This is a genomic window from Pedobacter sp. (assembly GCF_045628745.1).
Classification (GTDB): domain Bacteria; phylum Bacteroidota; class Bacteroidia; order Sphingobacteriales; family Sphingobacteriaceae; genus Pedobacter.
In genome coordinates, this window is the sequence record NZ_JAZQPU010000223.1 from 23,217 (window position 1) to 43,394 (window position 20,178).

The following is a 20,178-nucleotide window of genomic DNA, read 5'->3' on the forward strand; positions in this document are numbered from 1 at the left end:
GATTATTAAAAATTATGAAAAAACAATTCAACTTCTTCATCATACTGGCCCTTCTCTTTTTATTTCTCCTGCTCCATGTATATGTCTTATCAGGCTTACAGACCTACAGTAACAGTCCCTTGCTTGAACTTTCGTTCTGGCTCCTTATTGCAGGTATCACTATTTCCTTGATTTATGCCATCAAAAGAATCCAAAGCCGTGGCATGGACAGCTTTTTTAAATTTGCTACCCATGCCTTTCTGATCCTGCTGTGTATAGAAATTGTGTTTGTCATCATCCTGATTCCCGGTGATATTTATAGGCTCCTGATCCACCATCCAAGAAATTTCTATTGGGTAGCCTTTGCTTCATTGCTGTCCATCCTCACTTTTTTCTTGTTTGTACATGGCATGAGTAAAGGGAAATATGCTTACCGGGTTATCAAGCATGATCTGTACTTTGATGACCTTCCAGATAGCTTCGATGGTTTTACCATTACCCAGATCTCCGACATCCATGCCGGGAGTTTCAATAACCCCAAAGCTATCCAAAAGGGCATAGACCTGATCAACAAACAAGCCTCTGATTTATTTGTATTTACGGGTGACTTGGTCAACAATAAAGCAGCAGAGATCCTGCCCTGGATCGGCTATTTCTCACAAATCAAAGCACCTTACGGCCAGTTTTCCATTTTAGGCAACCATGATTATGGCGACTATGTAAAATGGGAAAGTGAAGCCAACAAGCGCGAGAACTTACAGCAGCTCAAAAACCATCATGCAGCATTAGGTTTCCGACTGTTATTAGACGAGCATGTCCATCTTCATAAAGACGGCGAAAAAATTGTATTAGCAGGCGTTGAGAACTGGGGGTTAGGTTTTGGAGAGCGTGGAGATCTCCAAAAAGCGTTAAATAATGTTGATTCTAATGATTTCAAAATTCTTCTTTCACATGATCCATCACATTGGGAAGAGCAGGTTAAAAATTTCGCTGTAAAAATACAGCTCACGTTATCAGGGCATACCCATGGTATGCAATTTGGCCTGGAAGCCTTTGGCATCAAGTGGAGTCCTGTAAAATACCGCTATGCCCACTGGGCGGGTATTAAAAAAGAAAACAACCGCTACCTTAATATCAACCGCGGATTTGGCTTTTTAGGCTTCTCCGGAAGAATTGGCATCTGGCCGGAAATTACCGTGATTACGTTGAAAAAACATCCATCTCTTTCCTAACCGGATTTCTCTTCACCAGTTCCATATAATGTTCTCCTACAGTAGGTACATTGGTTAATTCGCCCTGTGTCATACCAAAGAGAATCTCCAGTTTGCGCACACACTCATAGGGCATGTCCTTTTTGCTGTTTATAGGTATTTTACAATAATTACGGAAGGTATTGTAAGATACCCCTAATATCTCTGGAATTTGATTAACCAGGATCTTGTTTTGCTTTACAGGAAGATTTTCCAGAAACTCCTCAATTTTGTATTTGTAAGTCATAATATTCGGTTTAGTATTGTAAAAATATATTTCTTTATTGTTACAGTGGTTATATTTTTTACTTTTTTTTTAAAATAATTCATTCACAGTCAATAAACGTTAGCTAAAAACACCCGTCCTCATAGATCAACACCTTGATTTATAGTGAGTTAAAACAAGAAATACTTAGAAACAATTCACAAAAATATTTTTTGCATAACTATTTTTTTCAGAATATGGCGTTAACATTACTAAAAGACAAAGCCACGAAAAAAGTTTTTATGTATTTTTGTTTAATTCAACTAAAGACATGAGTAGCATAATAAATAATTCTGAAGAAGCCACGGATGTAGTGTTAATTGGTGCGGGCATTATGAGCGCCACCTTAGGTGTACTGTTAAAAGAGTTAAATCCTGATCTAAGTATCGAGATCTTTGAACGTTTAGATGTAGCAGCAGCAGAAAGCTCTGACGCCTGGAATAATGCAGGTACAGGTCACTCTGCTTTCTGTGAGCTAAATTACACCCCTCAGCGTGCAGACGGCACCGTAGATATTACAAAAGCAGTTAAGATTGCAGAATCTTTTGAAGTATCAAAACAATTTTGGTCCTTCCTTATTCAGAACAGGCTGATTGATTCACCAGAAAAATTTATCAAAACTATTCCTCACATGAGTTTTGTGTGGGGCGAAAAAAATGTAGCCTTTTTAAAAGAAAGATATAAAGAGCTTCAAAAATGCCATCTCTTTGAGGGCATGACTTATACCGAAGAGCGCAAAGTGCTCGAAGAATGGATTCCCTTGGTGATGGAAGGCAGGTCTGAAGAAGAACCTGTTGCAGCCACCAGGATGACTTTAGGTACAGACGTTAATTTTGGTGCACTGACCAATATGATGTTCAGTTCACTGGAAACAAAAAGCAATGTTAAACTTCACTTTAACCATGAAGTTAAAAAGCTACGCCAGATTAACGGCCTTTGGGAAGTTAAAGTAAGAAACGAGGCGACCGGCAAAAGAAGAGTAGTTAAAGCAAAGTTTGTTTTCATTGGTGCTGGTGGTGGTTCTCTACCGCTGTTAGAAAAATCTGATATCGCTGAAGGTAAAGGCTTTGGTGGTTTCCCGGTGAGTGGACAATGGTTAAAATGTATAAACCCTGAGGTGATAGAACGCCATAACGCAAAAGTTTATGGTAAAGCATCGGTAGGCTCTCCTCCAATGTCTGTTCCCCACCTTGACACCCGTATGATTGATGGTAAAAAGGCCTTGTTATTTGGCCCTTATGCTGGCTTTTCTACCCGTTTCTTGAAGAAAGGCTCTTTATTGGATTTACCACTATCTATCAAGGCCGACAATATATATCCTATGATATCCGCAGGATTGAAAAACATCCCGCTTACAAAATATTTAATTAACCAGATCAGACAATCTGATGATGAACGCCTGGGTGCTTTAAAAGAATACCTGCCAAACGCAAGAATGGAAGACTGGGAATTAGAAAATGCAGGTCAGCGTGTGCAGGTGATCAAAAAAGATGCTGAACATGGTGGTGTTTTAGAATTCGGTACAGAGGTAGTGAGTGCTGCTGATGGCTCTATTGCTGCCTTATTGGGTGCTTCACCTGGTGCTTCTACAGCAGTATCTATTATGCTTAATTTATTGGGACGTTGTTTCCCTGAGCAATTAAAAACTGCTGAGTGGCAACAGAAGCTTCAAAAAATGATACCTACCTACGGACAGTCTTTAAGCAAGGATGCTGCATTGAGTGAAAAAATCAGAACGCAAACTACACATGCCCTGAATTTACACCCCGAAGGTATAAACTTACCTGTTTAATATAAAGAAGGAATTTCAACGAAAAAACTGGAGCCTTTACCGGCTCCATCACTTTCTGCCCAAACCTGTCCGTTGTGAGCATCAACAAGTTGTTTCACAATGGAAAGACCCAAACCCGTAGAAGTTTCATTACCTGTTGGGTGGGCACTCAGTTTTGAAAAGGGTAGAAACATACCCCCTTTATCCTCATTCGTAAGTCCGGGACCATTATCCTGGACTTGCAATATGGCTCTACCATCTTGTTGAGCTACAATTACATTGATCTGCCCTCCTTTTGGTGAATATTTGATAGCATTGTTGATCAGGTTATCTATAACCTCTGTTAAACGCTGCTCATCAGCATGTACAAAAGGCCTGTTGTTAACCTGCAAGGTAAGGGTCTGCCCTTTATGACTGGCCAGGGTTTCATTAACATCTACAATCTGGGCTACTAAGGCAGCAAAGTCTAACTTAAGGGTATATAAAGTAAATTTCCCTGATTCATAACGCGCAGCTGATAATAAATCATCGATGATGCGGGTCATGCTCAAGCCAGCATTTTTCACCTGGTCACACATGCGGTCTACAGCTTCAGGATCATGTTTCTTAAGTTTAATTAAATCTGCACGTACAGGAATGGTGGTCAGCGGATTTTTTAAATCATGCGCAGCCATCTGCAGCAACTGGTTTTGCTGTTTCATTGCTAAAGCTACTTCTATACGGCTTTCCATATAGGCATAAGTCATATGGGCAAATTCTTGTAGCAATTGTTCCTCTCTTTCTGTAACTTCCCTTGATTGCTGATCTACAATACATAAATCACCAAAAACGACACCCGTGGAAGAAACCAGTGGTGCTGAAGAAAAAAACTGAACATCAAAACCATTAATGGTAACCGAGGAAGACCTCTCTTCATTGACGAAACCTATTTCCTCTGGATTAACACCAAATGATGATTTTAACAGTAATTTATTCGGTTCCCTGAACGTAATGAATGCCACAGGGACATTTAAGGACATAGCTGCTATCTTGGAAAACCAATCGTATATCGTATCAGCAGGCAAACTATAAGAATTAACCATAAACTATACTTCGTAAATGAAACCTATCAAATATAGCAATAATTTGTATGTTAAGTAGATCAGCTTATCGAAATTTTCCAATTCCTTTTCCATTGTGTTTGAGGCATTAAGGAAACTATTCCTTCTTTATCTTCCAGTTTACCATTATGATTTACGCTGTCGGCAATACCGCACCAGGGTTCTAAACAAACAAAATCTGCTTCATTTGCTGCCCAGATTCCAAAATAAGGGAAGTCCTGAAAATCAAAATGCAAGCCATGGTCATCCTTGGTATTCAGCAGTGAAATACGATCACTTTTTAGCTCTTTAACCACCAGCGCATCTTTTTTAAACAAGTCATGTGCTAAGACCAGCTTTCCTTCTTGAAGTTCAATAACCGCAGTATGGGTGCCAATAAGGTTACCTTCAATTTGATGCGTGCGTAGTTCACTATCTTTGTTGAAAAGTAAATAGTAGTCTGCATACTGATGTTCTTTTGTCAAGGGCACAGCAAATGCAGGGTGGGCACCAATAGAAAATAACATGGGCGCTGTCCCTTTATTGAGTACTTCGTAAGTGCAGGTTAAACTTGCTCCCGCTAACTTGTACCTGATGCCTAGTTGGAACGAAAATGGGTAATGGAGCAGGGTTTCCTGACTATCCTCGAGGCTAAATAAAATTTCTTCGTCACTGATTTGTTGCAGAGAAAAATTCATGTCGCGCGCAAAACCATGCCTGGATAAGGCATATTCCTTTTCCTGATAGGTATAAGAATCTTCTTTTAAGGCACCAACAATGGGAAATAAAACAGGACTTGTTTTAGCCCAATAATCAGGATCGGCACTCCACATGTATTCCAGCTTGGTTTCCTGGCTCACAAGGCTTTTTAATTCTGCGCCTTTATGAATAAAAGTGGCTTTAATAAATTCGTTCTGCAGTAAAATCATAGGCTTTAAATGTAGAAAATTAGTTCAATAATGCCTAAATTTATTACATGAGCATGCAATCAATCAATCCGGTAAATGGCGAAGTCATTAAAACCTATAAAAAAGATACTCCTGCAACTATAAATAAGAAAATTGAACAGGCACAGGCGGCCTTTGTACTGTGGCGAAATTCTATTTTTAAAGAACGTGCTGTGCTGCTTAAAAATGCTGCCGCAGTGTTGCGCAAACGCCAACCTGCATTGGCAGAACTGATGGCCCTGGAGATGGGTAAACCCCTAAAACAAGGCATGGATGAGATTGAGAAATGCGCTAAAGTATGCGAATACTATGCAGAAAATGGGGAGAAGTTTCTCAAGGATGATCAGATTGCCACCGAGGCTACACGCAGCTATGTCAGCTTTCAACCCTTGGGCGTTATTTTGGCCATCATGCCCTGGAACTTTCCCTTTTGGCAGGCCTTTCGTTTTCTCGCCCCCGGCTTAATGGCCGGCAATTGTGCTCTACTTAAACATGCCTCTAATGTAACAGGCTGTGCCCTGGCTATAGAAGATATCTTACTGGAGGCAGGACTGCAGGACTATGCTTTTCAAACCCTGGTAACCGACAGTGCCAGCATTAAAAACATTATTGAAAACCCCGTTATAAAGGCCGTAACTTTAACAGGAAGCACCAACGCCGGAATGGAAGTGGCCAAACAAGCTGCCGGGCTTTTGAAAAAAGCAGTATTAGAATTGGGTGGCAGCGACCCTTATATTGTTTTAGAAGATGCCGACCTGGAGTATGCTGCTGGTGTATGTGCCGAAAGCCGTTTGCTCAATAACGGACAAAGCTGTATTGCTGCCAAACGTTTTATCCTGGTAGAAAGTATTGCCGATCAGTTTCTTGAAATTTTCGTGAAAAAGATGTCGGCTAAGAAAACCGGTGATCCTTTTGAAAAGACTTCTGATTTAGGTCCTATGGCAAGAAAAGACCTGCGCGACGAGCTCCACCAGCAGGTAATTGATAATATAAATGCTGGTGCACAATGTATCCTCGGCGGTGAGATTCCGGAATTTGAAGGCGACCATGCCTATTATACCCCAACTATTTTAACCGGTATTACCAAAGGTATGCCCGCCTACAGTGAAGAAATATTCGGTCCTGTGGCCCTTGTCTTTACGGCAAAAAATGGTGAAGAGGCTGTTAAAATTGCCAATGACTCCCCCTTTGGATTAGGTACTGCCGTATTTACCCGCAATGAAGTAAGGGGAGAACTTATTGCCAGAAACCACTTTCAGTCGGGTTCTTGTTTTGTCAACTCCATGGTCAAATCTGACCCTCGTTTACCATTCGGTGGCATTAAACAAAGTGGCTATGGCCGTGAACTTGGCATCTTCGGCATCCGTGAATTTGTCAATATCAAAACGGTTTACGTTAGATAAAAAACTGGAAACAGTGGAGTGATCACTTAACTGTTTCCTTACCCAAAGTTTACTGATTGATAAGGGTTAACTAACCTATAGTCCGTAAAAAATACGGAGCTGCAAGGGACTTCCTCCGGGTTTGCTTCGGAAATTCCCGCAGGAGATCCATAGCAGTAGCGGACCTAATGCCTTATATAAGTTATTGATCAGCTACTTATCCTTTATAGTTGAACTGGAGAACTACTGACTCCCCTAAAATGATCTGATCTTCATCTTTTAGAAAATGACCAACCTGGGTAGAGTTCAACTTTACCTGCCCTTCATCGCCGAGCGACTGCACCTTAGTTTTATTTCCCGGGGGTACACCACCTTCGTCGGCGAACAATACAAATCCACCTTTTTTATCATCCCACTCCAGGTGGGCATGCTGGCGGCTCACAAATCTATTGCCTACAAATTCTGCATCTTCAGGGAAAGCTATTTTATTGACACGGATGGAACCACCGCTCGTTGTTGTGTTTTTTTCGCGTCCCATGTTTGTCCTGCCGTCTTTGCTGGTTAAAGTATAACTACTTTCTTCTGCCTGTCCACTAATGACAGTTAAAATGGCATCAGTCTTCACCACGTGCACTTCAGGAAGGGCTACCGGTGTTGTTTCTATGCATAGCTCTAAAGGTAGACTGTCGTATTTAATACCACAATTCAATAAATTTTCTACCACATGAAACTCCAGCTGCCAGTCTTTAGGTAAGTTGACAGCGAAGTTATCTGCAATACGCTGCACTTCCTGTTTTAACCTTTCTGGTTCCGAAACATAACAGGCAGCCTCATAAAGATGTTTATCGTTGGGTACGGGTGCTGCATATAAAATCAAAGTGTGGATATTGGCTCCCTCACCGCCTTCAGACTTTTGCAGCTCCTCCTTTATAAATTGCAGAATATGCTCTCTCACCACCTTTACATCAAGGGGCTGATCTTCTTTACTACTCTTAAAAAAATTAAACATCTTGATTTTATTTAATGTTCATCATATAACCCTTTTGCAACAAATATGGAATAACATGTTTACCTGCAAGCCTAACCGCATCTGATGAACCTTTGGTAGACTCTATACGGATACAGACCACCGTATTGCCCTTTCCATTAGGGAGCGGTGCAAAAAACACATACCATCCGTCGTTGATCTGCTGTCCTTTCCAAATTCTTTCTGGTGTACCGGTTTTACCGCCCACCTTTGCCTTCAATATCCATTCTTTACCCGCACTCTGCCCAATCATAAAGGTACGAAGTGAAGCGGCATAAGCTGGCTTTTTTACTAAATCTACCCCTTTTTTTACGGGCACCGTATTTCCGCTGATGTTAATGGCAAAACGATTAGGCACCAGGCTACCATTATTGGCAATACCAGATACCATACGCGCTACCGAAGCAGGTGTAGCAATCAGCTCCCCCTGTCCCCAGGCTATACCCGATAGTCCTACTGCCCTGTATTTATGGATATTATTAGGATTATACCGGCTGTTAAATTCTGTTTTTCGCCACAGGTCAAACCATTTTTCTTCCTGTGCTGCATTGACCGGTTTACGGTTATAATAATAGCCGCCCACACCATGCAGAAACATTCCTGTTTTTAAATACACCTTACCCATTTCCTCACCGAGGTGCTCTTCATTGGCCAGTTTAATAAAATAAACGTTGTTAGATTTAACAATGGCGTTCTCCAGCGTAATGATCCCCGTTTCATCAGGTTCATAACCTTTGGTCCTTATTCTTTCATAGGCGCTTACCTTAAAGGTTCTTTTGAGTGCTGCAGCACCCAATTTATTGAAGGATGCCATGGCCGTGGCCAATTTTGCCGTTGAGCCCGGTTGTGTAGCGATAGTAAAACCAGGATCAGCATTCGTAATCCATCCGGGAAGTTTATTTTGTTCTTTGTTGCTTAAATTCAGCTGTTCCCAGTTCCGCACTTCAGGTAAGGGATAGGCTGCAGAAGCTAAAACATCGCCTGTGGCAGATTCCATCACGACTACAGATACCCTGTTATCGTGCAAAGCAGTATCGGCAGCAATAGATTTCTGTATAGTAGTTTGCAGCGTGGCATCAACCGACAATTTCACATCGCGATTTTTACGCTTCAAGGCCGCAATTTGTGCAGTATCAAGACCGGAGAGCAGCAATGACTTCAATTCAGAAAAATCTCTTTGCTGCACGGCCATTTCTTTAACGCCACGTGGCAAGAAACGGTCTTCACGGTAACGGGAAGCCGTTACATTGTAATTGCTGATGGGCATTTTAAAACCACGTAACTCCGCAGCATGTTCATACTCGCCAAAATACCCGTTGGTGCCGCCGGTAAAAACCCCTGTATTGGCATCACCAGTCCAGAAAAACATCTCCGCTTCAAAAGGATAGAAACGTTTTGGTCTTTTATGCATCACCGAATCAAGATCGTAATTTCCCACGCCTGCGGCGGCCAATAATTTGCGTTGTTTTACAACCAGCTGTGGATCACTGGTGGCTAATAAAACCCCTGCCCTGTCGTATAAATTTCCAGATGCCAGCCTGCGCATTAAAATACCAATACGGGGGTTATAACTAAACATCCGCATGCCACTGCGGTCGGCCACCAGGGCCGGCTTGGCAATCCACGCATCATTAAAAAATGCATAAACCCCAATATTGACCACCAGCACCATAATGCCTATACTAGCAACAGCCAGGGCTGGCACAAGGTTAGAATCCTGCTGTTTTTTAAGGTATTCCAACTGCACTGCGGTACCCCGTATTTTTGAAGCAGAAAGTAAAAAGCCTGCTGCAGCCAGGTTAATCACTAGTGATGAACCCCCATAACTTTCAAATGGAAGTGATACACCCGATAAGGGCAATGCCCCTGTAGACCCGCCGGCAATCAATAAAAACTGAATAAAAGTACAGATGCCAATACCGGCACAGATATAAAATAAGAAAGGCATGCCCGTTTGCCTGCCAATGAGGATGGATCGGTGCAGGTAAATCAAAAATAACACAAAAATACACACCATGCCTGCCCAGCCAAATTCTTCGCCCATAGCAGGTAAAATCATGTCTGTATGTGCTTCAGGGATGGTTTTAGCAAAACCTTCACCTGTACCCTGACCTGCAAGACCACCACTTGAAATTGCCCATAAACCATTGGCAACCTGGTCGCCCCCATAAACTTCATTATTCCATGCATCCTGCCAGATCGCCTTCCTATCTGTTAAACGCTCTACAGGACCAGGGACTATTTGCGATAAAAAAGGCAATTTATCGATGGTCAGAAAGGCTGTGATGACAATTAGTGCCATCAGTGCAGACTCACTGGCCTGGTTGCGCTTAAAGAATTGAAAAGCGAACAATAACCCGAAAGTAATAGCCGCTGCAATCCACACATTATCTACAAAGAAAGAGACAAATACATAGATGCCCACAAAGCTGGCCATGGTCATAAAGTCTCCCCTGGAAAAAGAAAAAAGAATGATAAAAGTAAAGCAGATAACAATGGCAGGCCCTAAATCTCCCAGGGCTAAGAAAAGCAGTAAAGTGATGATAATGGCAATGAGGGCAAAGGAGAAAAATGCCCAGCGCTTTTGCCAACTTGAATATTCAGAGATAAAACGTTCATTTAAGGCAAAAAAGCCGGCAAGGAACAGAATAATCATGTATTTAACCAATTCACTTGGCTGAATGCCCAGCAGGTTTACTTTAACACCACTGCCCTCAGGACCGGAGCCTAGAATAATAGTAGCCAGCAGGAGCATAATTGCCAACACAATCCATGGCCAGCCATTTGCTGCCTTTCTGTTTTTGCGAAAAACAAATAACCTGTACAGGTTAGAATCGGCATTGAAAGGTCGTAAATTGATGAAGAGCATAATGCCCATGATCAATACCCCAATGCCGAGATAAATAACGGTGTCGATGGCAAGGAAACGATCCCTTAATGGGTCTTGCAAACTTAATAAAGTGAGCAGCGATAAGCCCGTTAACACCATTAACAGTGGTAAAATAAACTGATCTGCAAAGGGTGCTTTGAAGCACAGCAGCAGGTGTAAAATTAAAAAAGCAAGGATAAAGCCACCGGCAATGCTATAAAAATCGTTAAAAAACTGATCAGGTGTGCGTACAATAAATGCGCCGTCTGCTTTAATGGTGCTAAAGTCTCTTGAGGAAAGTAAATGCAGGTGATGCGGGCGTTGGTTAAAAGTAAAGGAACGATCGCGGTTCAATACGGTGATACCCTGGGTGCTGCCGAATTCAAAACCCGGCCGCAAGGGCAAAATCTCATATGACCTGTCGGCCGCCAGGTTTCTAAATTCAAAACGTCCATCTGCCCCTGTGCGCACATAGGCGGTTAGTGGTTTTAGTTGAATGCTGTCTTGAGGGATGATCATCTCCAGCCTTACCAATACACCGGCAACGGGAGTTTCCTCCTGTTGCACCTCCCCATCAATATAATGTTCTCCCGCATGAAGGTCAATGCTGGCCGGAAAAAATTGCGGACTAGCCAATTCCTTATCGTATAAAATGCCCCCTTCCGTATTAAAACCTAAGAGCATTCTTGATAAAAGCACCCTCTTTTTAAAGGATTGTCCCCCTTTGGCATAGGCTTCATCAGCAGAGACATCAAATTTAGTTTTGTTCAGCTCCCCAATATTTCTAAAGGGCTCCCCAACCTGCAGGCGGCTATCCATAATAGAAGACACATAGGCAATATCCTGTTTATCAAGGTCATAATTACCTGTAGATAACACTTTTCTAATGGCCTTTACCGGCTCAGGACCATTGAGGTTAACAATGCTGCCTTCAGCTAGTTTACTTTCTGTTCCTTCCAGGCGAAATTGTAAAACACCAAACAATTTAAAAAACAACAACAGTAAGACAACGGAAATAAGGCCAATAAACAGGCGTTCCTTACGCCGCTTTCCATTTCCGGGTTGATATTTACTTAGTCTTTCTTGTTGCATTGGGCTTTATTTTCTGAGGGAGTAATTCTTTTTATGAACATTTATAAACGATAAGGAATAAGTTGAAACCTTACGCTTATGATGGCATTTTAGGAATCGTATCTTTATAATTTGCAGGAATACTATCTTTATAATATACGCTATCGCGCAATGGAGTTTTGATGGTATCCTGTTCATTTGCAGGAGGAAGCACCCAGGGGTTTTCAAAAACAGGGGTGATGGTACGGGCTCTCTTCTGCAGTTCATTAACCTGCCAAAACATCCAGGCAATAACGCCTAAAAGTAAGACGACTATAACCAGGAGAAAAACTACCCATCCCCGGGTTTTGGTTCCTTTTGCAGGTGCTGGCGTTACTGCAGGTGGCGCTGCCACTTGTACTGGAGGCGCCATTGTTGCCGTTCTGCTTAAAGGTTTTGCAAACTCATGTTTTAAGGGTGCTGTATTGTTTTTAACCAATACAACAGTAATATTATCCTGGCCACCAGCTTCATTTGCCGCATCCACTAAAGAACCTGCAGCAGCACGAAGGGTGGCATGCTGGGTTAAAATAACAGTAATCTTGTCTTTGTCGATCCTGTCGGTTAAGCCATCACTGCAGAGCAGCAGCGTATCGCCAGGCAGAAAAGGACTCTCCCCGGTTTCAATAAAATCATCTTTCAGCGATTCGGTATTGTTGAAACCCAGGGCCTGGTTGACTTCATTCCTTTTAGGGTGACTCATGGCCGCAGATTCTGTAAGGCGACCGGAATCTTCCAGGAAGCCCACAAAAGAATGATCTGTTGTAATTTTAACCAAAACTTTATCACGAAGCAGGTATAAACGGGTGTCGCCTACATGTGCGTAATAGAATTTATTATTTTCTACATCGGCCAGTACCAGTGTCAACACACAGGCCATTTGTTCGAGGGCAGGGTCTAGCTGTTTACGGTTATAAATCTCATCGTTAGCGAGCTTGAGGGTGCCAATCATCCTGGAAATCAGGTCTGTTGAGCTTACATTAAAAAGGTTCTTTCTGATACAATCTTTCGTAATTGCGGCAGCTACCTCTCCTCCTTCATAACCACCTACACCATCAATTACACAGCCTAAAATAAAGCCACTATGCAACAACTCTTCCGCTAAAAAAGCGTCTTCGTTGTTATCCCTAACTCTACCAATATCTGTTTGGCCAAATAAATTATTGTCCATCACCGTGTTTTTTAATATCCATAAAATGGTTCACTAATAAGCTGATACAAAGAATTAGCAAAGCCCATGTCAAAAGTTGCGACATCCTGATTATCCTTTAAATATGTTTATTCCAATAATGCCATTCAGCATAATTTTCGAGTTGATAGGCAATTCCATCCATACTGGAGCATTGATGTTACTGCGCATCACTTCATTTTCATTGATGATGGTTTTCTCCCCAAAAGAAGCCAGGTACAGTTTGCCATCGGCAGCATTAAACCTGATGCGCAAATGTGGTGCATCTACCCAATCCGACGGGATTTTAAAAACATGAGGCTCCTCTCTTGTTTCTTCAGCACCAGAAACAATAATATCTTCATCTTTCATCAGGTACTCGAACTTCTTGCCTGAATATTTTTGATCTGGCATAATGGTATCCAGGCGCGCATATACTTTCTTCGGTTTTTTTACCGTTTCTTGTTGCTCAGCTTCACCTTCTCTTTGATAAGGTAATTCATAATAACCCTCACTGTAATACGTAAAGCCTTTTAAAATATCCTCATTCACATCAAAAGTTTGCACTACACCGGTCTGTCGGGGAATAAAAGTTACCCTCAGGTTATCTTCCTTTATAGAACTTCCGGGAAGTAATTTCCCTATAAAACCAATATCGCCTCTTTCATAATCCGGGTGAGAAACCAATCGGAATACCCATTTAGAACTCGAAGGCTGTACTTTTTTACCTTCTTTTTCGTAGTTGTTCAACACCTGGTAAAACTGCTTTACGGATTCATCAACGATGATGCCGAATAAGCCCTGTTTTTGCGTTAAAAACTGCTTGTAATCTTCTGCATTAAAGCAGATCATGTATTCGTGATAAAAAACAATGCGTTCAGCAAAGGAAAGTTCGCGCACAGATTCTTTGAATTTCTCCAGTATATATTTATAAATGCTGTCGGGGGTAAGCACTTTTCCACCTTTGCTTTTTTCGCCCGGCAAAAAAAGATCCTGCAGACCAATACGTTGCCAGAAAGTTGTTTTTGGTTCCATTGTGTAGCTGACTAAAAATAAACGGTTGTATCTAAATCTAATTTTGTAGTATCTCTGACGGTAGGTTTAATAGCAGGTTTTTTCTCTATAGGCTCTACCCTTACTGAGGTATCCAGCAGGCTGTCAAGGTCAGCGTCTTCAGGTTTCGCCACTACCTTTTGCGGCACCGTCCTGGTTTCAGGTTCTGTAGGTGTTTCTTGTCTCACCTGCTCAACAGGCTCTTTATCGGGCGCTGAAGTTGCAAATAACAGCAGGCCAAGGGTTCCGGCCATGACGATAAATAAAACCAGCATCACGTAAAACAAAGGCCTTGAAATACGAATGGTATCCGGCGTATCAGCATCTTCAATTTGAACAAGTTCCTGTGCCGTAGTAATTGGCGCGCTGCTCCATTCTTTGTCCACCTGATCCATGGATACAGAGATGCTGTTGTGGGTTATAAAATCTTGCAGCTCTACCCCATTGCCAAATCTGTTTAAGGGGTCCTTCTGCAAACATTTTTCTACCACCTGCAGTAACCATTGTGGCACCTGCATTTCATGGTGTTTCTTTTGGTCAGACCAACTATCTGGCAGGTTCTTTTGGCGCAGCGTCATGATGCCCGGAACATCTTGTTCCATATGTGCCAGCATGAGTTCATTTCTAGATTTCTGCCCCTGATCGGTTAAAGGAAAAGGCACCTGACCGGCTAATAATTCAAAAAGAATAATGCCATAGCTATAAATGTCGGTTTGCAGCAACAGCTGTCCGTCATTCTGCTCTGGTGCCATAAATTCTATGGCACCAGCATGCTGAATGCTGGTTCGGCGCTGGTCATCCGTCATGGCTGATAAGCCAAAATCCAGCAGCACATAATTGCCGGAATGGACATTGAATTTAACGTTATTACTTTTAATATCGCCATGTTTAACAGAAAGCTTATGGCAGTGTGCCAGGGCGTTGGCCAGCTGTTCGGCTACTTTAATGACTTCTTTAATGGGAAAAATAGGCTCATGAGGTGGCTTCAACAGGTCTTCCAAATCAGGCCCGTCAATATATTCCATCTCGATGAATGGAAAAGAACCGCTCTCCGTAATGCCAGAGTTAAGGATCTTAACCACATTAGGATTAGGCTGTTCATTTACTTTTTTTAACTTTTCCACTTCATTCTGGAAGTTGCGGAAGTTTTTGTCTTCAGCACTTTCGGTATGAATGGGCGTAGGCAATAGTTTAACTGCCGTAATAATGGTGCCTGTACGTCTACCTTTGTATACTGAGCCCTGCCCTCCCGTACGGAGTGCACCCATGTTTTCCAGGCCTTCAGTTATCGTAAATACTTTACTCATTTAATGTGTTACTACAATTTTAGTTCCATTCTACCTGTTGCTTATTTCAATGTTGTGACTCTACTATACCAGGGTGGCTGCTCTTTGCTGTAGATCTGTATGAAGAGCAAAAGTGTGCCAATCACCACAGAGACATCAGCGAGATTAAATATCCCGGTTTCAAAAAAACCCATGTTGAGGTGCAGAAAATCTGTTACAGAGCCATGCAACAGGCGGTCGTACAGGTTGCCTAAACCTCCCCCAATCAAAAAGCAAAGTCCTATGGCATAAGCCCTTTGCAATTGTGGTCTGCGTAGCAGCACATAAATACCATAAGCCAATAGCAGTAAGGGAAGGAAGGTTAAGAAAACAAATTTCACTTCCTCAGGCATGGTCTCGCCAAAACTTAAAAAAGCCCCTGTATTCTCCACTTTCAACAAGGTTAAGTGGTTAGCAAACAGCCTAATCTGCTCCTGATCGCCCAGTTCTTTTCTTACAATAGATTTACTGACCTGATCACAACCTACATTGCAGCCAATAAGCAAAAGCAGCAACATCTTTTGTATCAATTGTTTTGTTTTCATGTCGAGAAGAGATATGGATAGAAACGCTTTACTGTGGATACAAATTTCGTTAACACCTTTTATTTTCCATAAATTATGATAGATTTAATGGACAAAGCTGTATTGCTTTAAACACAACCTTTACCTTTACCTAACAACGAGGTAAGATACAGATTTAAAATGCATTATTTGTGAACCTGTTATACATTCTGTACGCAACTTAGCCTACATTTTTAAATACACCTTAGTTTCTTTTGTAAACAAGAGAATATGCATCTAGAAATACAATTAACTATTAAGCTACAAAAACTGATCAAATTACTTGTTCAGAATAAATAAAATGAATGGGTGTGCATTTTAAAGCCTAAAGCAAGTATTGCAGTCACAACGCTCTTTGTAGCAATATATTAGTGCAACTGCGTAATATCAATTTTTGGCATTTAATTTGGTTTAACCATGGAAATTAAACCTTATGAAGACATTACCTTACTTAAAACAACTCACTTATGGGACACTGATTGTCTGTTTTCCATTTATCTTTTCAGCCTCAAAAGATAAAGCCCTACCCCAGGAAATTGTTAGACCCTTAGAAAAACATCAGGAAAAGGTAAACATCACACCTGAAGAAACCATTAAGACTATAAAAGTAACCTTAGATAGCCTTAAGCAAAGCAGCAACACCTTATTAAAAAAAATATAATAGTAAAAATGTCCTTCCTGTAAAATAAGCTATTAAACTGTCGTAATGGATAAAGCGCAAATTAATCAGGAATTAGATCGGAATCTATGCCCTACGCCTAAAGGAATTTTGATGGTTATTGGAGGAGCAGAAAAAAAAGGAAGCAAAACAGCGGGAAAATAAGCTACAACCCCACCCTGCTTTGGCATAGGTACAACTCAACCCTCCTCATCAGTAATATTCTTCCTGTTGCTGCAGCACTTAAAACCTAAAGGTTGCCGCAATTACACTTTCTTTAGGCATCTTTAATTTATTAAGCACATATACATTTCCACCGTTAATAAAAGTCCTCGCGGCCGCCTTATTTAACAAACAAATATCCCCGGCTTGCTTTTTATCATGAATTTCAACGGTCTGCTCCAACTCATTATATTTGCCCCATATATGGGTGTTTTCACAAATAAACAAATCTGATACCTGCGCATTGTAACTTGCAGGGATAATCTTTTCAATCATCGATGAGGTATTAGAAGTCGCTATCTGGTTATAGTAATTTTTTAATGCTGCATTGGCTTGCTGTTCAAAAAAGGGACTCAGCAATGCTTTTGATTGTTGAAAAAGGGCAAGCGAATCTTCATAAGCCTTATTACCGGTTAGTGCAGTTTCAGTAATATATTTGTATTTACTAAGGCCCTTATATATAGGAATCAAATATTCTACTCCTGCCAGTAATAAAGGTTTATTTTTATCGTGCAGCACTTCTGTAAACAAGGTTTTATCAACTTCCTGAAAATAAAGGGCAATGTTGGCCTTGTTGTCAAGTTGCTCCCCTTGTCCGTGAAAACTGCCAAACCGATCACCACCACCACTGCCGCGCCTAAATAAATCCTGATCTTCCTTTTCTTCAAAATGCACCACATCATCCAGGCCATTGGGCAAGCCACTCACTTCAAGTCGTTGCAGGCCATATTCATTACCCTGGAAAAACTTAACATCATGTTTGCTCAATAATAGCAGGTAGAATTCTTTATGACTAATGACAGCAGGCAATAAAGGACTTATTAAAAAAGAAGAATTCACAAAAGTGGTTTCAATGACCTTAATTGGTAGTTGTACTACTTTTAAGAATCCCGCAGCCAGAAAGACGGCCAGCCCTTCCTGCTGGTTATTCCAAAACACACTATTTTTATATAAATCAAAGCAAGGGCTTAACAATTGTTCTATTTGCGGTGCTTTTAAGCCTCTTTCTTCTAAGAGGTTTTTAGTGGTTTGCAAAGCATTCTTAAAAATAATGGCATCTTGCTTTTCATTAACGGCAACGCCTTTCCGATGCGTCGGAATGTAAATGGAGGCACAATGATCACCATGAAAATTAATGAGTTCCTTTAATTCTTCTCTTGATAGAATGTCCATTTCCTAATGTTTAACGGTTAATAATGTTACCATTTTCATCAAACTGCTCCCCTTTATTCAAATTACGGTTAACATGCCTTACGTGTACATTTTCTGCAATTTCATCAGCATCGTCCTTTGTATACTTCACAGCAATTTCTCTTTCCTGCTCTGGGTCTATTGCAGCGAAGGCATCTTTTAAATGATGTGTATCATTTACGCTTCCTGTGGGTTTTCCTTTTGGAGGAACAAATCCAGTTTTACGTTTTGCCATATTTTTTTTTAATAAATGAACATTTGGCTCCTGAAGCAAACATTCGGTAAACAATGTTTATATGTGTTTTAACAAGTTCGCATTGGTGATGTTTTTGTTAAATACAAAAAGATAGGCATAGGTAACTACAGCGATTTAAAACCAATTGTTCCTTTAAATTGTAGTTAACGTATCAAAGCGCAATAAATATTATGGAAAAAATGATACAAGCCCTCTTCAACAGTGAAGCTGAGGCTTTTACCGCATTACAGGCTTTACAGCAACTAGACTTATCTAAAGATGTATCTTTAGGGGAAACCTATGTATTGACTAAAAATGAAGCCGGTGAAACCGCTATCCGCTCTGCAAAAGATGCTGCTGAAGGTACTGGAATTGTAAGTGGCGGCTTAATTGGTGGCTTAATAGGCCTGCTTGCAGGTCCCCTGGGCTTCATTGTTGGCGTTGCCGGAGGTATGTTTGCCGGATCTGCCAGTGAAACCCTCAAAGCAGAAGAAGTTTCTGACTACCTCGACCAGGTTTCTTCTAATATCCCAAAAGGAAAGTCTGTATTAATTGCCCATTTATGGGAAGACTGGGAGACCCCTGTCGACACGGTGTTGAAGCCTTATACTGTTGATATCCAAAGATTCAATGTGCAGGATGAGCTATTTATACCTGCACAATCCGAGCTGAGCAAAACTATTGAAGCTATTAAAGTTGCAGAAACGAAATACCTGGAAGCACAGGGTGCAGAAAAAGCAGATTGGAACGCTACTTTGGCAAACCTGAGGACAAAACGCGAAAGATTACAAAGAAACCTGGATGTAAATGCAGATCAGCAGGAAAAGCAATACCAGCAATGGATTGAGCACTCGGCGGTCGACAATGATGCCTCCGATGAAAAAAGGGCGCAGCTTGCTGGTCGCCTGGAAGAACAACGCATCAGGCTGGAACAAATTAAACAAAACCGTTAATTTTCAGGTAAAAACCATAAATTCAACACATTAGCCGCCCAGGCCATTTAACGTAATCAATTACCCTATAAAATGATATCAAAAGACCAGATTTTTGGCTACCAGCCAGCTCCTCAATACAAACATACTGTCGCCTACTTCTCTATGGAATTCGCCATAGATCAATCCCTGAAAATTTATAGTGGAGGATTAGGGTTCCTTGCCGGATCGCATTTACGCAGCGTTTATGAATTAAAACACCCTACCATTGGCGTGGGTATGTTATGGAAATATGGTTATTACGATCAGCTGCGCGATGGCGACGGCACCATGAAACCTTTTTTCATTGAAAAGAACTACTCCTTTTTAAAAGATACCGGCATTGTTTTTACCATAGAAATCCATAGTGCTCCAGTACGCGTTAAAGCATATTTACTGGAATCAGAAACATTTAAATCTGCCCCTCTATTTTTATTGAGTACAGATGTTGAAGGCAACGATGCACAGTCACGTGCCATAACCCATCGCCTCTACGATTCTAACGAAGCCACTAGAATTGCCCAATCCATGGTTTTAGGCATCGGCGGAGCCATGCTTATGGATCTTCTGGCTTTAGATATTAATGTCTACCACATGAATGAAGGCCATTCCTTGCCTCTTAACTTTTACCTCTATGCTAAACATCAAAGTTTAGAAGAAGTAAAAAAACGTGTAGTGTTTACCACACATACGCCGGAAGCCGCTGGCAATGAAGAGCATGATTTTGCTTTGCTTAAAAAAATGTCTTTCTTCTACCATTTACAAGACCACGAGGTTAAACATATCCTTAAAATAGAGGGCGACCGATTGAATTATACCCTGGCCTCCTTACTCTTTGCCAGAAAGGCAAACGGCGTTTCAAAACTCCACGGAATTGTAGCCCGGGATATGTGGCAGGGAAATGCCAATATATGCAAAATCATCTCCATCACCAATGCACAGAATAAAACCTATTGGCAAGATGATATTTTAGAAACTGCCATTAGCGCAGACAATGACAGCGCCATCAGCCTGCGGAAAAAGGAAATGAAAGCGCAGCTGTTTAAAACCGTCGCCGACCAATGTGGAAAGCTCTTCGACCCTGAAGTACTCACCATTGTTTGGGCAAGGCGT

Annotated in this window: 17 protein-coding genes; 6 read left to right on the top strand and 11 right to left on the bottom strand. The window is 41.3% G+C overall.

Annotation, left to right across the window (positions count from 1 at the left end):
• Positions 1-14 precede the first annotated feature (14 nt).
• Complete coding sequence (locus ACR2F7_RS08495) at positions 15-1,211, top strand: metallophosphoesterase (protein WP_432713149.1); 1,197 nt, start codon at positions 15-17, stop codon at positions 1,209-1,211.
• Here the strand turns inward: ACR2F7_RS08495 and ACR2F7_RS08500 are convergent.
• The gene (locus tag ACR2F7_RS08500; protein ID WP_432713150.1) at positions 1,180-1,476 is read right to left on the bottom strand and encodes a hypothetical protein; all 297 of its coding nucleotides are present in this window, start codon (positions 1,474-1,476) and stop codon (positions 1,180-1,182) included. The two genes, ACR2F7_RS08495 and ACR2F7_RS08500, sit on opposite strands and share 32 nt — an antisense overlap.
• 226 nt (positions 1,477-1,702) lie before the next feature.
• Here ACR2F7_RS08500 and ACR2F7_RS08505 point away from each other — a divergent pair, with 226 nt between their 5' ends.
• Positions 1,703-3,286: a malate:quinone oxidoreductase gene (locus ACR2F7_RS08505; protein ID WP_432713165.1), complete on the top strand. Its 1,584-nt coding sequence runs from the start codon at positions 1,703-1,705 to the stop codon at positions 3,284-3,286.
• Here ACR2F7_RS08505 and ACR2F7_RS08510 read toward each other — a convergent pair.
• Together ACR2F7_RS08510 and ACR2F7_RS08515 are read right to left on the bottom strand one after the other, a co-directional pair.
• The gene (locus tag ACR2F7_RS08510; protein ID WP_432713151.1) at positions 3,283-4,266 is read right to left on the bottom strand and encodes a sensor histidine kinase; all 984 of its coding nucleotides are present in this window, start codon (positions 4,264-4,266) and stop codon (positions 3,283-3,285) included. The genes ACR2F7_RS08505 and ACR2F7_RS08510 overlap by 4 nt on opposite strands.
• Before the next feature lie 140 nt (positions 4,267-4,406).
• The gene (locus ACR2F7_RS08515) at positions 4,407-5,273 is read right to left on the bottom strand and encodes an aldose 1-epimerase family protein (protein WP_432713152.1); all 867 of its coding nucleotides are present in this window, start codon (positions 5,271-5,273) and stop codon (positions 4,407-4,409) included.
• 47 nt (positions 5,274-5,320) lie between these two features.
• Between ACR2F7_RS08515 and ACR2F7_RS08520 the strand changes: the two genes are divergently transcribed.
• Positions 5,321-6,694, top strand: a complete 1,374-nt coding sequence (locus tag ACR2F7_RS08520) for an NAD-dependent succinate-semialdehyde dehydrogenase (RefSeq protein ID WP_432713153.1) — start codon at positions 5,321-5,323, stop codon at positions 6,692-6,694.
• A 196-nt stretch (positions 6,695-6,890) separates the two neighbouring features.
• Here ACR2F7_RS08520 and ACR2F7_RS08525 read toward each other — a convergent pair whose 3' ends face one another.
• From ACR2F7_RS08525 to lspA, 6 genes are all read right to left on the bottom strand, one after another.
• The gene (locus ACR2F7_RS08525) at positions 6,891-7,682 is read right to left on the bottom strand and encodes an FHA domain-containing protein (RefSeq protein ID WP_432713154.1); all 792 of its coding nucleotides are present in this window, start codon (positions 7,680-7,682) and stop codon (positions 6,891-6,893) included.
• Positions 7,683-7,689: 7 nt separating this feature from the next.
• Positions 7,690-11,661 carry an FtsW/RodA/SpoVE family cell cycle protein gene (locus ACR2F7_RS08530; RefSeq protein ID WP_432713155.1) on the bottom strand — a complete coding sequence of 1,324 codons (3,972 nt, stop codon included), beginning with the start codon at positions 11,659-11,661 and terminating at the stop codon, positions 7,690-7,692.
• Between the two features lie 76 nt (positions 11,662-11,737).
• Positions 11,738-12,850 carry a PP2C family protein-serine/threonine phosphatase gene (locus ACR2F7_RS08535; RefSeq protein WP_432713156.1) on the bottom strand — a complete coding sequence of 371 codons (1,113 nt, stop codon included), beginning with the start codon at positions 12,848-12,850 and terminating at the stop codon, positions 11,738-11,740.
• Positions 12,851-12,940: 90 nt separating this feature from the next.
• Positions 12,941-13,882, bottom strand: a complete 942-nt coding sequence (locus ACR2F7_RS08540) for a hypothetical protein (RefSeq protein ID WP_432713157.1) — start codon at positions 13,880-13,882, stop codon at positions 12,941-12,943.
• 11 nt (positions 13,883-13,893) lie between these two features.
• The gene (locus ACR2F7_RS08545; RefSeq protein ID WP_432713158.1) at positions 13,894-15,207 is read right to left on the bottom strand and encodes a serine/threonine protein kinase; all 1,314 of its coding nucleotides are present in this window, start codon (positions 15,205-15,207) and stop codon (positions 13,894-13,896) included.
• Between the two features lie 41 nt (positions 15,208-15,248).
• The gene (gene lspA / locus ACR2F7_RS08550; protein WP_432713159.1) at positions 15,249-15,770 is read right to left on the bottom strand and encodes a signal peptidase II; all 522 of its coding nucleotides are present in this window, start codon (positions 15,768-15,770) and stop codon (positions 15,249-15,251) included.
• A 451-nt stretch (positions 15,771-16,221) separates the two neighbouring features.
• Here lspA and ACR2F7_RS08555 point away from each other — a divergent pair, with 451 nt between their 5' ends.
• Positions 16,222-16,449: a hypothetical protein gene (locus ACR2F7_RS08555; RefSeq protein ID WP_432713160.1), complete on the top strand. Its 228-nt coding sequence runs from the start codon at positions 16,222-16,224 to the stop codon at positions 16,447-16,449.
• Positions 16,450-16,689: 240 nt separating this feature from the next.
• Here ACR2F7_RS08555 and ACR2F7_RS08560 read toward each other — a convergent pair whose 3' ends face one another.
• Both ACR2F7_RS08560 and ACR2F7_RS08565 read right to left on the bottom strand, forming a co-directional pair.
• Positions 16,690-17,841 carry a hypothetical protein gene (locus ACR2F7_RS08560; RefSeq protein ID WP_432713161.1) on the bottom strand — a complete coding sequence of 384 codons (1,152 nt, stop codon included), beginning with the start codon at positions 17,839-17,841 and terminating at the stop codon, positions 16,690-16,692.
• 10 nt (positions 17,842-17,851) lie between these two features.
• Positions 17,852-18,094 (bottom strand): hypothetical protein, encoded by a 243-nt coding sequence (locus ACR2F7_RS08565; RefSeq protein ID WP_432713162.1) that lies wholly within the window; start codon positions 18,092-18,094, stop codon positions 17,852-17,854.
• A 191-nt stretch (positions 18,095-18,285) separates the two neighbouring features.
• On the opposite strand from ACR2F7_RS08565, the gene ACR2F7_RS08570 reads away from it, so the two are divergent.
• Positions 18,286-19,047 carry a hypothetical protein gene (locus tag ACR2F7_RS08570; protein WP_432713163.1) on the top strand — a complete coding sequence of 254 codons (762 nt, stop codon included), beginning with the start codon at positions 18,286-18,288 and terminating at the stop codon, positions 19,045-19,047.
• Positions 19,048-19,119: 72 nt separating this feature from the next.
• The coding region (gene glgP / locus ACR2F7_RS08575; protein ID WP_432713164.1) for an alpha-glucan family phosphorylase at positions 19,120-20,178 on the top strand (1,059 nt) is incomplete at its 3' end.

What these genes read in the sequence shown, in the direction of transcription:
- ACR2F7_RS08495 (WP_432713149.1), top strand. Translation starts at nt 15, where the DNA reads ATGAAAAAACAATTCAACTTCTTCATCATACTGGCCCTTCTCTTTTTA.
- ACR2F7_RS08500 (WP_432713150.1), bottom strand. Translation starts at nt 1,476, where the DNA reads ATGACTTACAAATACAAAATTGAGGAGTTTCTGGAAAATCTTCCTGTA.
- ACR2F7_RS08515 (WP_432713152.1), bottom strand. Translation starts at nt 5,273, where the DNA reads ATGATTTTACTGCAGAACGAATTTATTAAAGCCACTTTTATTCATAAA.
- ACR2F7_RS08520 (WP_432713153.1), top strand. Translation starts at nt 5,321, where the DNA reads ATGAGCATGCAATCAATCAATCCGGTAAATGGCGAAGTCATTAAAACC.
- ACR2F7_RS08525 (WP_432713154.1), bottom strand. Translation starts at nt 7,682, where the DNA reads ATGTTTAATTTTTTTAAGAGTAGTAAAGAAGATCAGCCCCTTGATGTA.
- ACR2F7_RS08530 (WP_432713155.1), bottom strand. Translation starts at nt 11,661, where the DNA reads ATGCAACAAGAAAGACTAAGTAAATATCAACCCGGAAATGGAAAGCGG.
- ACR2F7_RS08535 (WP_432713156.1), bottom strand. Translation starts at nt 12,850, where the DNA reads ATGGACAATAATTTATTTGGCCAAACAGATATTGGTAGAGTTAGGGAT.
- ACR2F7_RS08540 (WP_432713157.1), bottom strand. Translation starts at nt 13,882, where the DNA reads ATGGAACCAAAAACAACTTTCTGGCAACGTATTGGTCTGCAGGATCTT.
- ACR2F7_RS08545 (WP_432713158.1), bottom strand. Translation starts at nt 15,207, where the DNA reads ATGAGTAAAGTATTTACGATAACTGAAGGCCTGGAAAACATGGGTGCA.
- lspA (WP_432713159.1), bottom strand. Translation starts at nt 15,770, where the DNA reads ATGAAAACAAAACAATTGATACAAAAGATGTTGCTGCTTTTGCTTATT.
- ACR2F7_RS08555 (WP_432713160.1), top strand. Translation starts at nt 16,222, where the DNA reads ATGAAGACATTACCTTACTTAAAACAACTCACTTATGGGACACTGATT.
- ACR2F7_RS08560 (WP_432713161.1), bottom strand. Translation starts at nt 17,841, where the DNA reads ATGGACATTCTATCAAGAGAAGAATTAAAGGAACTCATTAATTTTCAT.
- ACR2F7_RS08565 (WP_432713162.1), bottom strand. Translation starts at nt 18,094, where the DNA reads ATGGCAAAACGTAAAACTGGATTTGTTCCTCCAAAAGGAAAACCCACA.
- ACR2F7_RS08570 (WP_432713163.1), top strand. Translation starts at nt 18,286, where the DNA reads ATGGAAAAAATGATACAAGCCCTCTTCAACAGTGAAGCTGAGGCTTTT.